Source organism: Burkholderia sp. MSMB1835, assembly GCF_001526365.1.
In the GTDB taxonomy this organism is placed as follows: domain Bacteria; phylum Pseudomonadota; class Gammaproteobacteria; order Burkholderiales; family Burkholderiaceae; genus Burkholderia.
In genome coordinates this window covers 37713-50977 of the sequence record NZ_LOYP01000020.1, presented here as the reverse complement: position 1 = coordinate 50977, position 13265 = coordinate 37713, and the positions used below count along the sequence as shown (strand labels likewise).

The following is a 13265-nucleotide window of genomic DNA, read 5'->3' as shown; positions in this document are numbered from 1 at the left end:
CCCCGTCCGTAGGCTCCGTCCGCTTCGCGTCCGTCAGGCGCCGCACCGCGCGCCGGGAACGATTGACGCTCGAGCTTCCGGATGCCGCCGTGCCCCCGTTTCCTCGACTCGTTCTCCGGACTCGACATGACGACTTCGTCTCCCGCCTCCACCACCCTGATGGCCAACGCGATCCGTGCGCTCGCGATGGACGCCGTCCAGCAAGCGAACTCCGGTCACCCCGGCATGCCGATGGGCATGGCCGAAATCGGCGTGGCGCTCTGGTCGCGCCATCTGAAGCACAACCCGGCGAACCCGCACTGGGCCGACCGCGACCGTTTCGTGCTGTCGAACGGCCACGGCTCGATGCTGCTGTACTCGCTGCTGCACCTGACCGGCTACGACCTGCCGATCGAAGAGCTGAAGAACTTCCGCCAGCTGCACTCGAAGACGCCGGGCCACCCGGAATACGGGATCACGCCGGGCGTCGAGACGACCACCGGCCCGCTCGGCCAGGGTCTCGCGAACGCGGTCGGCATGGCGCTCGGCGAAGCGCTGATGGCCGACGAGTTCAACCGTGACGGCGCGAAGATCGTCGATCACCACACGTACGTGTTCCTCGGCGACGGCTGCCTGATGGAAGGCATCTCGCACGAGGCCTGCTCGCTCGCGGGCACGCTGAAGCTGAACAAGCTGATCGCGCTGTACGACGACAACGGCATCTCGATCGACGGCGACGTCGTGAACTGGTTCCACGACGACACGCCGAAGCGTTTCGAAGCGTACGGCTGGAACGTGATCCCGAACGTGAACGGCCACGACGTCGACGCGGTCGACGCGGCGATCGCGAAGGCGAAGCTGTCGGACAAGCCGACGCTGATCTGCTGCAAGACGGTGATCGGCAAGGGCGCGGCAACCAAGGCCGGCGGCCACGACGTGCACGGTGCCGCGCTTGGCGCGGAAGAAATCGCGAAGACGCGCGAAGCGCTCGGCTGGAAGTGGGAGCCGTTCGTGATTCCGCAGGAAGTCTATGCGGCATGGGACGCGAAGGAAGCCGGCAAGCGCGCCGAGACCGAATGGGACGCGACGTTCGCGGCCTATCGCGCGAAGTTCCCGGCAGAAGCCGCCGAATTCGAGCGCCGGATGGCCAACAAGCTGCCGGCCGACTGGGCCGAGAAGGCTGCCGCGATCATCGCCGGCGCGAACGAGCGCGCCGAGACGGTCGCGACCCGCAAGGCGTCGCAGCAGGCGATCGAGGGCCTCGCCGCCGCGCTGCCCGAGCTGCTCGGCGGCTCGGCCGACCTGACCGGCTCGAACCTGACCAACTGGAAGGCGTCGAAGGCCGTGCGCGCGAATCCGGAAGGCGCGGGCGTGCTGCTCGGCAACCACATCAACTACGGCGTGCGCGAATTCGGCATGAGCGCCGCGATCAACGGCCTCGCGCTGCACGGCGGCCACAAGCCGTTCGGCGGCACGTTCCTGACGTTCTCCGACTACAGCCGCAACGCGCTGCGCGTGGCCGCGCTGATGAAGGTGCCGTCGATCTTCGTGTTCACGCACGATTCGATCGGCCTCGGCGAAGACGGCCCGACGCACCAGTCGATCGAGCACGTGTCGAGCCTGCGCCTGATCCCGAACCACGACGTCTGGCGCCCGGCCGACACGGTCGAGACGGCCGTCGCATGGACGCACGCGGTTGCCGCCGACCGTCCGTCGAGCCTGATCTTCAGCCGCCAGAACCTCGCGTTCAACCCGCGTACCGATGCGCAGATCGCGAACATCGAGAAGGGCGGTTACGTGCTGAAGGACTGGGACGACGAAATCGTCGCGCGCAAGATCATCCTGATCGCGACGGGCTCGGAAGTCGAACTCGCGATGAAGGCCGTCGAGCCGCTCGCGCAGCAGGGCATCGCGGCGCGCGTCGTGTCGATGCCGTCGACCAACGTGTTCGACCGCCAGGACGCCGAATACCGCGAACGCGTGCTGCCGCACGGCGTGCGCCGCGTCGCGATCGAAGCGGGCGTGACGAGCTTCTGGCACAAGTACGTCGGCCTCGAGGGCGGCGTCGTCGGGATCGACACGTTCGGCGAATCGGCGCCGGCCGGCGTGCTGTTCAAGTACTTCGGCTTCACCGTCGAGCACGTCGTCGAGACCGCGAAGGCCGTGCTGGCCTAAAAGCATACGCGACGCGCGCCGCCCGATGCGCGCGTCGCACCGTGAAGCTGCACGAAACGAATTTTTTCAGCCATCAGGAGATAGACCATGACGATTCGCGTCGCAATCAACGGCTACGGCCGTATCGGCCGCAACACGCTGCGCGCGTTTTATGAAAACGGCAAGAAGCACGATATCGAGATCGTCGCGATCAACGATCTGGGCGATGCGAAGACCAACGCGCACCTGACCCAGTACGACACCGCGCACGGCAAGTTCCCGGGCGAAGTGTCGGTCGACGGCGACTACCTCGTCGTGAACGGCGACAAGATCCGCGTGCTCGCGAACCGCAACCCGGCCGAACTGCCGTGGGGCGAGCTGGGCGTCGACGTCGTGATGGAGTGCACGGGCTTCTTCACGACGAAGGAAAAGGCGAGCGCGCACCTGAAGGGCGGCGCGAAGAAGGTGATCATCTCGGCGCCGGGCGGCAAGGACGTCGACGCGACGATCGTCTACGGCGTGAACCACGACGTGCTGAAGGCCGAGCACACGGTCATCTCGAACGCATCGTGCACGACGAACTGCCTCGCGCCGCTCGTCAAGCCGCTGAACGACAAGATCGGCCTCGAAACCGGCCTGATGACGACGATCCACGCGTACACGAACGACCAGGTGCTGACGGACGTCTACCACGAAGACCTGCGCCGCGCGCGTTCGGCCACGCACAGCCAGATCCCGACGAAGACGGGCGCCGCATCGGCGGTCGGCCTCGTGCTGCCGGAACTGAACGGCAAGCTCGACGGCTACGCGATCCGCGTCCCGACGATCAACGTGTCGATCGTCGACCTGTCGTTCATCGCGAAGCGCGACACGACGGTCGAGGAAGTCAACGCGATCATGAAGGAAGCATCGGAAGGCGCGCTGAAGGGCATCCTCGGCTACAACGACGCACCGCTGGTGTCGATCGACTTCAACCACAACCCGGCTTCGTCGACGTTCGACGCGACGCTGACCAAGGTGTCGGGCCGCCTCGTGAAGGTGTCGAGCTGGTACGACAACGAGTGGGGTTTCTCGAACCGCATGCTGGATACGGCCGTCGCATTCGCGAACGCGAAGTAATCCCGCACGTCGCGCGGCCGCCGCAACGCGGCCGGCGCGGCGGACGAACCCGGCCCGGGGTTTCCCGGCCGGGTTTTTTTATTGCCCGCCGTTCGCCGTCACGTGTTCGATCGCGGCGACGAACGCGCGCTTCAGCGGGCTGTCGAGATCGGTCCACGCGAGACCGATGCCGCTGCGATGACCGGCCAGGTCGAGCGGCCGCGCGAGCACGTTCGGCGGCAGCGCGCTCGCCGCTTCCGCCGGGATCAGCCCGATCCCCATTCCCGCCGCGACGAGCGCGAGCATCGTCGTGAATTCCCCGAACTCCTGCGCGATCTCGAGCGTCGTGCCCGCGCGGCTCAATGCGAGCAGCATGTCGTCGTGAAAGCCGGGCGCGTAGCGGCGCGCGAGCACGAACGCGGGATGGCCGCGCAATGCGGCGGGCGAAATCGCATCGCGCGCGGCGAGCGGATGGCCGAGCGGCAGCGCGACGACGAAGCCTTCTTCGAGCACCACGCGTATGTCGATGCCCGCATACGCGGCCGGCAGCCGGATCATGCCGAAGTCGATCCGCCGGTCGCGCAGCGCGGCGATCTGGTCGGGCGTCGGCATGTCCTTCAGTTCGAGCGCGATCAGCGGATAGCGCTCGCGCATCGTGCGCAGCACGGCCGGCAGCAGCGTCGGCAATACCGACGACACGAACGCGATGCGCAGCGTGCCGATTTCGCCGCGGCTCGACAGCCGCGCCATCTGTTCCGCGCGTGCGGCCTGCTGCAGCGTCGCCCGCGCTTCGGGCAGGAACACGCGCCCCGTGTCGCTCAGCTCGACCTTGTGCCGGTCGCGCTCGAACAGGCGCGCGCCGAGTTCCGCCTCGAGCGCCTTGATCTGCATGCTGAGCGCGGGCTGCACGATGCACAGGCGCTGCGCGGCGCGCCCGAAATGCAGCTCTTCCGCGAGCGTGACGAAGGCGCGCAATTGCTTGAGTTCCATGGGCGGCGGGCACGAAAGGCGGTAATCAGTTTTCATGATAACCGGATCAAGAAAGACCATTGGCGTGACGCCCCGGTTGCGGCGGAAGATACCGTCGACGCGAGACCGGCCGCGACGGGTGGCCGGCTCGACGGGCACGAGGAGACATCCATGACTGATGCGCTTGATCGGTTCCGCCTCGACGGCCGCCGCGCGCTGATTACCGGTTCCGGCCGCGGGATCGGGCTGACGCTCGCCCGCGGACTCGCGGAAGCGGGCGCGGCGATCGTTATCAACGATCGCAATGAAGAGAAGGCCGCGACGCTCGCGCGCCGTTTCCGCGACGAAGGCTTCGCGGCCGACCATGCGGTGTTCGACGTGGCCGAGCACGCGCAGGTACGTACGGCGATCGACGATGTCGAGGCGCGCGTCGGCGCGATCGACATCCTCGTGAACAACGCGGGCATCCAGCGCCGCGCGCCGCTCGACGCATTCGACCCGGACGACTGGCATGCGCTGATGCGCGTGAATCTCGACGGCGTGTTCAACGTCGCGCAGGCCGTCGCGCGGCACATGATCGCGCGCGGTCACGGCAAGATCATCAACATCTGTTCGGTGCAGAGCGAGCTCGCGCGGCCGACGATCGCGCCGTATGCGGCGACCAAGGGCGCGGTGCGGATGCTGACCAAGGGGATGTGCGCCGACTGGGCGCGTCACGGCATCCAGGCGAACGGCCTCGCGCCCGGCTATTTCGAAACGGAGCTGAATCGCGCGCTGGTCGACGACGCGGCGTTTTCGGACTGGCTGTGCAAGCGCACGCCGGCCGGCCGCTGGGGGCAGGTCGACGAGCTGTGCGGTGCGGCGATCTTCCTCGCGTCGGCCGCGTCCGATTTCGTGAACGGCCAGACGCTGTTCGTGGACGGCGGGCTGACCAGTGCCGTCTAACGAGGAGAAAGTCATGCGTATGCGTTGCATGTGTGTCGTGATCCACGGGCCGAACGACCTGCGGGTCGAGGAGCGGGACGCGGGCGAGATCGGCCCGGGCCAGGTGCGCGTCGACGTCGCGATGGGCGGCATCTGCGGCTCCGATCTGCATTACTTCCGGCATGGCGGTTTCGGCGCGATCCGGCTGCAGCAGCCGATGGTGCTCGGCCACGAGGTCGCCGGCACGGTCGCGGAAGTGGCGCCGGACGTGACGTCGGTGAAGGTCGGCGATCGCGTCGCGGTCAATCCGAGCCGGCCGTGCGGCGCATGCCGCTACTGCCTCGAAGGGCTGCCGAACCAGTGTCTCGACATGCGCTTCTACGGCAGCGCGATGCGCATGCCGCACGTGCAGGGGGCGTTCCGCAACGCGCTCGTGTGCGACGCGGCGCAGTGCGTGAAGGTCGCCGATCACGTGCCGCTGTCGCTCGCGGCGCTCGCCGAGCCGTTCGCGGTCGGGCTGCATGCGGTGTCGCGCGCGGGCGCGCTGATCGGCAAGCGCGTGCTCGTGTCGGGTTGCGGGCCGATCGGCGTGCTGGCGGTCGCGGCGGCGCGCGTGCACGGCGCGGCGGAGATCGTCGCGACCGACGTCGTCGACGCGCCGCTGGAGGTGGCGCGCGCGCTCGGCGCGGACCGCACGATCAACGCGGCGGCCGATGCCGGCTGGGTCGAGCGCTACAGCGCCGACAAGGGCACGTTCGACGTGATGATCGAATGTTCGGGCAATGCGCGCGCGCTGCGCGACGGGCTGGACGTGATGCGTCCGCGTGGCGTCGTCGTGCAGCTCGGGCTCGGCGGCGACGTGAGCCTGCCGCAGAACGTCGTGGTCGCGAAGGAGCTGTCGATCTGCGGCTCGTTCCGCTTTCATGCGGAATTCGCGCTGGCGGTGCAACTGATCAACGCGGGGCGCGTCGATCTGCGGCCGGCCGTCACGCGCGTGTTCCCGATGCGCGATGCGCATCTCGCGTTCGAACTGGCGGGCGACCGCCAGCGTGCGATGAAGGTGCTGATCGATTTCGCGAACGAGGTCGCGTGACGGTGCGGCGTCGGCGCATCGCGACGGCTGCGGCATCCTCGGTGAAAAGGCACGCCCGCGATGCGCGGCGCGTGCCTTGTGCGTCGCGCGGCGCAAACGGATCGCCGGCCTGCCGCATCACTGCGTGACCCGTCGCGTGCCGACACGTTGCGATGCGAGCCACAGCGCGATCAGCATGCCCGACAGCGCGGCGCCCGCGATGCACACGCCGCGCCAGCCGTCGAGGCCGTACGCGACGCTCGCCGCGAACGACCCGAACGCGCCGCCGATGAAATAGCTCGTCAGGTAGATCGTCGTCACGCGGCTGCGTGCGTTGCCCGCGAGCGCATAGATCACGCTCTGGTTCGAGATGTGCATGCCCTGCACGCCGACGTCGAGCAGCAGGATGCCCGCGATCAGCGCCGCGAGCGAATGCGCGCCGGTCGCGATCAGCGCGAACGACGCGAGCACGGCCGCCGCGAACAGGCCGGTGGCCGCATTGCCGCGGCCGCGATCGACGAGCCGGCCGGCCGACGTCGCCGCGAGCGCGCCGACCGCGCCGACGATCCCGAACAGGCCGATCTGCCCTTCCGAATAGCTGTACGGCGGTTGGCTCAGCAAAAACGTGAGGCCCGTCCACAGCAGGCTGAAGCACGCGAACACGAGCGCGCCGTAGGTCGAGCGCAGCGCGATCGGCGGCTGCGCGCGCACCAGCGCGACGAGCGACTTCATCAGCACCGCGTAGTCGACGTGCGCGTCGCGGCGATCCTTCGGCAGCTTCGCGGCGAGCACGGCGGTCAGCGCGAGCACCATCGCGGCGGCGATACCGTACACCGCGCGCCAGCCGAGCCAGTCGGCGATCGCACCGGCCGCGACGCGCGCGAGCAGGATACCCAGCAGGAGCCCGCTCATCACGGTGCCCACCGCGCGGCCGCGCGAGCGTGCGTCGGCGAGCGACGCCGCGAACGGCACGAGCAACTGCGTCGAACAGGTGACGAAGCCGACCGCGACGTTCGCGACGACGAACATCGTGAAGTTCGTGCTGGATGCGACCGCGATCAGTGCGACGACGTTGAGCATCAGCAGCCGCACGATCAGCGTATGGCGATTGACCGCGTCGCCGAGCGGGACGATCAGCAGCAGGCTGGCCGCATAGCCGAGCTGCGTCAGCGTGACGAGATAGCCGAGCTCGGTCGGCGCGCGCCCGAAGCTGTGCGCGATCGCGGCGAGCAGCGGCTGCGCGTAATAGATGTTGCCGATGACGATGCCGCACGCGCACGCGAACAGCAGCGTCATGCCGCGGGTGAGGGGAGGGTGGTCGTCGTGATGCGGTTCCATGGTCGCGAAAGACAGCGGCGCCGCCGGCGGCACGGGGCCGTCGGTTGCGCGGGGTGACGGAAATCGGGGGCCGGCGTCGACGGATCGGCGGTGAGCCGAAGCGCCGGGCGGATCGCGGCCGGACCCGGATCGGGCGGGCGGCGGATCGCCGTGCGGCGGGCGAAGGCATGGCGGCCCGGGCGTGCCGCTTGCGTGCGGCGACAGCGGCGCTGCACGCAAGCGGATGTGCGTATGATGCGGGTATCGACCCATAGCGTCCAAGACTGGATCGTTATGGTCTCTATTGGTAAAACCAATACGTTGGTTGCGATGCTTCTCCGTCACATCCGCTATTTCCTGGCCGTCGCCGAGCAGCGCAATTTCACGCGTGCGGCCGATGCGCTGCACGTGTCGCAGCCGACGCTGTCGCAGCAGGTCCGTCAGCTCGAGGAAACGCTCGGCGTGCAGCTGTTCGACCGTTCGGGCCGCACGGTGCAGCTCACCGAATTCGGCGAGGTCTATGCGCGGCATGCGCGCGCCGCACTGCACGCGCTCGATGCCGGGCAGCGCGCGCTGCACGACGTCGCCGATCTCGGCAGCGGCTCGCTGCGGCTCGCGATGATGCCGACGTTCGCGGCTTACCTGAGCGGCTCGCTGATCGACGCATTCCATGCCGACCATCCGAACGTCGCGCTGACGATCGACGCGATGCCGCAGGCGCGCATCGAGGCGCTGCTCGCCGACGACCGGCTCGACGCCGGCTTCGCGTTCATGCCGCCGCGCGCGCCGGACATCGACGCGCTGCCGCTGTGGGACGAGCGGCTCGCGCTGGTGACGGGGCGCACGCACCGCCTCGCGCGCCGCCGCCGCGCGCTGACGCCGGCCGAGCTCGGCGGCGAGCCGCTGGTGCTGCTGAGCCGCGCGTTCGCGACGCGCGAGCGCATCGACCGGTATTTCGTCGAGCACGGCGCGCGGCCGTCGATCGCGATCGAGACGAATACGGTCAGCGCGGTGCTGGAACTCGTGCGGTGCGGCCGGCTCGCGACGGTGCTGCCCGATGCGGTCGCGCGCGAGAGCGGCGACCTGTGCGCGCTGGAGATCGATCCGCCGCTGCCGACGCGCACGGCGGCGCTGCTCACGCGCAAGGGCGCGTACCGCAGCGTCGCGGCGCGCGCCTTCATCGAGCGCGTGCTCGCCTATCGCGAATCGTCGGAACGGTGATCGGCGCGGCGGGCCGGAAGGGCCGGCGGCGCGAGGGAATTACGCGCCGGGCGTCGGGAAGAACACGCCCGCGCGCTGCGCGGCGTTCGCGATGTGCGTTTCGATCGCGATGCCGGCGGCGGCCGCATCGCGCGCGATCAGCGCGTCGACGATCGCGCGGTGCTCGTGCCACGTCGACAGCAGCAGTTCGCGGCGGTAGAACGGCATGCGCTGGCTTTCCTTCATGATGTCCGCGCTGCTGCGCAGGATGGACTCGATCGCCGCGTTGCCGGCCAGATGGATGATCCGCATGTGGAAGTCGAAGTCGAGCCGCGAGGCTTCTTCGAGCGCGTTCTCCGTCAGCGCGACGTGCAGGTCGGCGAGGTTGTCCTCGAACCACGCGATGTCGTCGTCGCTGACCACGCGCGCGGCCATCCGCGCGGCGAAGCCTTCGAGCGCATAGCGCATCTGGTAGGTGTCGGGCGGCGACGACTGCTCGGCGAATTGCCACGGATGCGCGGCCGACGCCTGCGCGCTTTCGACGTACACGCCCTTGCCCGCGCGGATGCGCAGCATCCCGAGCGCCTCGAGCGTCGACAGCGCCTCGCGCAGCGACGCGCGGCTGATTTCCAGCTCCTCGGAGAGCTGGCGCTGGGCCGGCAGCAGGCTGCCGACCGGATACACGCCTGTCTCGATCCGGTCGCGGATCGTCGCGATGGCGGTGTCGGTCACGGTATGCGGAACATTTTTCATGGTGTGAACGATGGCCGGTCTGACCGGCATTGTAATCCGCCCGCGGGAGGCGCACGACCGCCTACGGGAAAGCCACGATCCGCCCCTTTCGAGGGTGCCGCAAGCCCGTGCGCGGGGGCGGGAAATCCCTATTTTGTTCGTCCTTGACGCCACTATATCGGCTTCCTACTATCCCCCATAACATCACTGGTCTTACCAGTATGAACAGACGAAACTGCAACCGTTGGATCGGGAGAGCGCCGTGTCGAAATTCCTCAATTCGCTGTTTGGCCGGGTAGTCGTCGCATTAATCCTGGGGGTCGCGCTCGGCGCGTTCTTCCCGCACTTCGCCGAATCGCTGCGTCCGCTCGGCGACGGCTTCCTGAAGCTCATCAAGATGGTCATCGGCCCGATCGTGTTCTGCGTCGTGGTCAGCGGCATGGCCAATGCGGGCGACCTGAAGAAGGTCGGCCGGGTCGGCCTGAAGGCGGTCGTCTACTTCGAGGTGATGACGACGCTCGCGCTCGGCATCGGGCTCGTCCTCGCGTGGGTCACGCGCCCCGGCGTCGGGATGAACATCGACCTGCGCTCGCTCGACGCGGCGTCGCTGTCGACGTACGCGAAGAACGCGGAAAGCCTGAAGGACACGGCCGGCTACCTGATGAAGATCATCCCCGAGACGGCGATCGACGCGTTCGCGAAGGGCGACATCCTGCAGATCCTCGTGTTCGCGGTGCTGTTCGGCTCCGCGCTGTCGCTGCTCGGCGACAAGGCGCAGCGCGTCAATTCGCTGATCGAGGAGCTGTCGCACGTGTTCTTCCGGATCATCGGCTTCATCATCAAGCTCGCGCCGCTCGGCGTGCTCGGCGCGATCGCGTTCACGACCGGCAAGTACGGCGTCGCGTCGCTCAAGCAGCTCGGCTACCTGGTCGCGGTGTTCTACCTGAGCTGCTTCGTGTTCGTCACGGTCGTGCTCGGCGCGGTGATGCGGCTCGCGGGCTTCTCCGTGTTCAAGCTGATCCGCTATCTGCGCGAGGAACTGTCGATCGTGCTCGGCACGGCGTCGTCGGACGCCGTGTTGCCGCAGGTGATGAGCAAGCTCGAATACATGGGCATCAAGGATTCGACCGTCGGCCTCGTGATTCCGACCGGCTATTCGTTCAACCTCGACGGCTTCTCGATCTACCTGACGCTCGCGGTGCTGTTCATCGCGCAGGCCACCAACACGCCGCTGTCCACGCACGACCTGATCGTCGTGCTGCTCGTGTCGCTCGTCACGTCGAAGGGCGCGCACGGCATCCCCGGCTCGGCGATCGTGATTCTCGCGGCGACGCTGTCGGCGATTCCCGCGATTCCGGTGCTCGGCCTCGTGCTGATCCTGCCGGTCGACTGGTTCGTCGGCATCGCCCGCGCGTTGACCAACCTGATCGGCAACTGCGTGGCGACGGTGGTGGTCGCCGTGTGGGAGAACGACATCGATCGGGCCCGCGCGAAGCGCGTGCTGAACCGCGAGCTGCGCTACGTGGCCGATGCGCCGAGCGGCGCCGCACCGGTCGCCGGCGACCAGGCTCACGCGCTCTGAACACGACGCTCGCGCGGCGCGGCTTCCCCGGCCGCACCGCGCGACCGAACTTCATGCGACCGGCGCGCCGATGCGCCGGCGCTTGTCAAAAAAATGGAGACGACATGGCAGCCCCCATCCTCGATCCGAACGCGCCGGCCTTCACGCGGCGCTACATGAACCTCGCCGACCCGCGCCTGGGCGCGCAGGCGCTCTTCGCCAGCGACGAATTCTTCGCGCCGAAGGAGCGCATGCTGAATCCCGAGCCGGCCGTATTCATTCCCGGCAAGTACGACGACCACGGCAAGTGGATGGACGGCTGGGAAACCCGCCGCAAGCGTACGACCGGCCACGACTTCTGCGTGGTCCGGCTCGCGCGGCCGGGCGTGATCCACGGCGTCGATCTCGATACGAGCCACTTCACCGGCAACTTCCCGCCGGCCGCGTCGATCGAGGCCTGCGCGGTGGACGGCGACACGCCGCCGGACGACGCTGAATGGCGCACGATCGTCCCCGCGACGACGCTGCAGGGCAATGCGCATCACTACGTGAGCGTCGACGATGCGCAGCCGGTCACGCATCTGCGCGTGAACCTGTATCCGGACGGCGGGCTCGCGCGGCTGCGCGTGTACGGCCAGCCGCAGCGCGACTGGCGCCACGTGCCGGCCGGCGAGCTCGTCGATCTTGCGGCGATCGAGAACGGTGGCTACCTGGTGGCCGCGAACAACCAGCACTTCGGCGCGGCCTCGCAGATGCTGATGCCGGGGCGCGGCGCGAACATGGGCGACGGGTGGGAAACGCGGCGCCGGCGCGAGCCCGGCAACGACTGGGCGATTGTCGCGCTCGCGCGGCCGGGCATCATCCGGCGCGTCGAGGTCGATACGGCGTTCTTCAAGGGCAACTTCCCCGATCGCTGCTCGCTGCAGGCCGCGCACGTGACGGGCGGCACCGACGATTCGCTCGTCACGCAGGCGATGTTCTGGGCCGAACTGCTCGGCGAGCAGAAACTGCAGATGGATCACGTGCACACGTTCGACTCGCTCGCGGCGCTCGGCCCCGTCACGCACGTGCGGTTCAACATCTTCCCGGACGGCGGCGTGTCGCGCCTGCGTCTGTGGGGCGAGCCGGCTTGAAGGAGGGCAGCGGCATGAGCGGAACTCCCATCCTGCGCGTCGAGCGCCTGACCCGCGAAGCGTTCGCGCCGTTCGGCGACGTGATCGCGCTCGAAGGCGCGCGGCATTTCCCGATCAACGGCGGCACGACCGAGCGCTTTCACGATCTCGCGACGATCGACGTGTGCGCGGACGGCGGCCGGCCGCTCGTCAGCGTGTTTCGCGCGCAGCCGCGTGCGCTGCCGGTCGCGGTCACGCTGATGGAGCGTCACCCGCACGGCAGCCAGGCGTTCATCCCGCTCGCGGCGGTGTCGCGCTACGCGATCGTCGTCGCGCCGGCCGGCGAATTCCGGCCCGACGCGATGCGCGCGTTCCTGGCCGAAGGCTGGCAGGGCGTCAATTATGCGAAGGGCGTCTGGCACCATCCGCTGCTCGCGCTCGACGCGGTCAGCGATTTCGTGATCGTCGATCGCGGCGGCCCGCAGCCGAACTGCGACGAGATTCCGCTGGAGCGTCCGTGGGCGCTCGAATTCGAGCCTGCCTGCGCGGGCGTCGAAGGGCTTTCGTAAGCATCCCGGGCGCGCGGCACGCTCGCCCAAAAAAGCAGACGGCCCGGGCGGCGAGATGCCGGCCGGGCCGTGCTGCGTGCGCCGATGGCGCGAGTCAGTGCTTGCGGTGCGGGCAGTTCTCGGTCGTGCACGAGCCGTACATCGCGAGCGAATGCTCCTGGAGCCGGAAGCCGCGCTCCTTCGCGATCGCCTGCTGGCGGCTCTCGATCTCGGCGTCGAAGAATTCCTCGACGCGGCCGCAATCGAGGCACACGAGGTGGTCGTGGTGCGAACCTTCGTTCAGCTCGAACACCGCCTTGCCGGATTCGAAGTTGCTGCGCGTGAGCAGGCCGGCCTGCTCGAACTGCGTGAGCACGCGGTAGACGGTCGCGAGCCCGATGTCGAGCTGCTCGTTGAGCAGGTTGCGGTAGACGTCTTCGGCCGTCAGGTGGCGCACGGGGCTCTGCTGGAAGATCTCGAGAATCTTGAGGCGCGGTAGGGTGGCCTTTAGCCCGATATTCTTGAGATCCGTCGGATTGGTCATGGCTAGGCATCCCTAGAGTACAATGCAGGGCTTCAATGTTACCGGCTTTTCGCCG

Annotated in this window: 12 protein-coding genes; 8 read left to right on the top strand and 4 right to left on the bottom strand. The window is 68.4% G+C overall.

Features of this window, described 5'->3' with window-relative positions:
* The first annotated feature begins 81 nt into the window (after positions 1-81).
* Both tkt and gap read left to right on the top strand, forming a co-directional pair.
* Positions 82-2154, top strand: a complete 2073-nt coding sequence (gene tkt, locus WS96_RS10040; RefSeq protein WP_059832293.1) for a transketolase — start codon at positions 82-84, stop codon at positions 2152-2154.
* Between the two features lie 87 nt (positions 2155-2241).
* Positions 2242-3252, top strand: coding sequence for a type I glyceraldehyde-3-phosphate dehydrogenase (gap, locus tag WS96_RS10035; RefSeq protein WP_059500962.1), 1011 nt, complete (start codon positions 2242-2244; stop codon positions 3250-3252).
* A gap of 78 nt (positions 3253-3330) precedes the next feature.
* Here the strand turns inward: gap and WS96_RS10030 are convergent, their stop codons facing one another.
* The gene (locus WS96_RS10030) at positions 3331-4221 is read right to left on the bottom strand and encodes a LysR family transcriptional regulator (protein ID WP_059832291.1); all 891 of its coding nucleotides are present in this window, start codon (positions 4219-4221) and stop codon (positions 3331-3333) included.
* A gap of 150 nt (positions 4222-4371) precedes the next feature.
* Between WS96_RS10030 and WS96_RS10025 the strand changes: the two genes are divergently transcribed.
* The gene (locus tag WS96_RS10025; protein WP_059832289.1) at positions 4372-5145 is read left to right on the top strand and encodes an SDR family NAD(P)-dependent oxidoreductase; all 774 of its coding nucleotides are present in this window, start codon (positions 4372-4374) and stop codon (positions 5143-5145) included.
* 13 nt (positions 5146-5158) lie between these two features.
* Positions 5159-6217 (top strand): L-idonate 5-dehydrogenase, encoded by a 1059-nt coding sequence (locus WS96_RS10020; protein ID WP_059832287.1) that lies wholly within the window; start codon positions 5159-5161, stop codon positions 6215-6217.
* 117 nt (positions 6218-6334) lie between these two features.
* Here the strand turns inward: WS96_RS10020 and WS96_RS10015 are convergent, their stop codons facing one another.
* Positions 6335-7534, bottom strand: a complete 1200-nt coding sequence (locus WS96_RS10015; protein WP_059832286.1) for an MFS transporter — start codon at positions 7532-7534, stop codon at positions 6335-6337.
* A 309-nt stretch (positions 7535-7843) separates the two neighbouring features.
* Here WS96_RS10015 and cynR point away from each other — a divergent pair, with 309 nt between their 5' ends.
* Positions 7844-8734: a transcriptional regulator CynR gene (cynR, locus tag WS96_RS10010; protein ID WP_059832284.1), complete on the top strand. Its 891-nt coding sequence runs from the start codon at positions 7844-7846 to the stop codon at positions 8732-8734.
* A gap of 39 nt (positions 8735-8773) precedes the next feature.
* On the opposite strand, the gene WS96_RS10005 is transcribed toward cynR, so the two are convergent.
* Entirely contained in the window at positions 8774-9496 is a 723-nt protein-coding gene (locus tag WS96_RS10005) for a FadR/GntR family transcriptional regulator (protein WP_179949935.1), read from the bottom strand.
* Between the two features lie 211 nt (positions 9497-9707).
* Between WS96_RS10005 and WS96_RS10000 the strand changes: the two genes are divergently transcribed.
* From WS96_RS10000 to WS96_RS09990, 3 genes are all read left to right on the top strand, one after another.
* Positions 9708-11027 (top strand): C4-dicarboxylate transporter DctA, encoded by a 1320-nt coding sequence (locus WS96_RS10000; RefSeq protein WP_059832381.1) that lies wholly within the window; start codon positions 9708-9710, stop codon positions 11025-11027.
* A 104-nt stretch (positions 11028-11131) separates the two neighbouring features.
* A complete protein-coding gene (alc, locus tag WS96_RS09995) occupies positions 11132-12139 on the top strand; it encodes an allantoicase (protein ID WP_059832281.1) in 1008 nt (335 codons plus the stop codon).
* Between the two features lie 14 nt (positions 12140-12153).
* Complete coding sequence (locus WS96_RS09990) at positions 12154-12687, top strand: ureidoglycolate lyase (protein WP_059832380.1); 534 nt, start codon at positions 12154-12156, stop codon at positions 12685-12687.
* Between the two features lie 94 nt (positions 12688-12781).
* Here the strand turns inward: WS96_RS09990 and fur are convergent, their stop codons facing one another.
* Positions 12782-13210, bottom strand: a complete 429-nt coding sequence (gene fur, locus WS96_RS09985; RefSeq protein ID WP_006753314.1) for a ferric iron uptake transcriptional regulator — start codon at positions 13208-13210, stop codon at positions 12782-12784.
* Positions 13211-13265: the final 55 nt, after the last annotated feature.

Bases quoted from the DNA above. Each gene is read 5' to 3' on its own strand.
- tkt (WP_059832293.1), top strand. From the start codon at position 82: ATGCCGCCGTGCCCCCGTTTCCTCGACTCGTTCTCCGGACTCGACATG.
- gap (WP_059500962.1), top strand. From the start codon at position 2,242: ATGACGATTCGCGTCGCAATCAACGGCTACGGCCGTATCGGCCGCAAC.
- WS96_RS10030 (WP_059832291.1), bottom strand. From the start codon at position 4,221: ATGGAACTCAAGCAATTGCGCGCCTTCGTCACGCTCGCGGAAGAGCTG.
- WS96_RS10025 (WP_059832289.1), top strand. From the start codon at position 4,372: ATGACTGATGCGCTTGATCGGTTCCGCCTCGACGGCCGCCGCGCGCTG.
- WS96_RS10020 (WP_059832287.1), top strand. From the start codon at position 5,159: ATGCGTATGCGTTGCATGTGTGTCGTGATCCACGGGCCGAACGACCTG.
- WS96_RS10015 (WP_059832286.1), bottom strand. From the start codon at position 7,534: ATGGAACCGCATCACGACGACCACCCTCCCCTCACCCGCGGCATGACG.
- cynR (WP_059832284.1), top strand. From the start codon at position 7,844: ATGCTTCTCCGTCACATCCGCTATTTCCTGGCCGTCGCCGAGCAGCGC.
- WS96_RS10005 (WP_179949935.1), bottom strand. From the start codon at position 9,496: ATGCCGGTCAGACCGGCCATCGTTCACACCATGAAAAATGTTCCGCAT.
- alc (WP_059832281.1), top strand. From the start codon at position 11,132: ATGGCAGCCCCCATCCTCGATCCGAACGCGCCGGCCTTCACGCGGCGC.
- WS96_RS09990 (WP_059832380.1), top strand. From the start codon at position 12,154: ATGAGCGGAACTCCCATCCTGCGCGTCGAGCGCCTGACCCGCGAAGCG.
- fur (WP_006753314.1), bottom strand. From the start codon at position 13,210: ATGACCAATCCGACGGATCTCAAGAATATCGGGCTAAAGGCCACCCTA.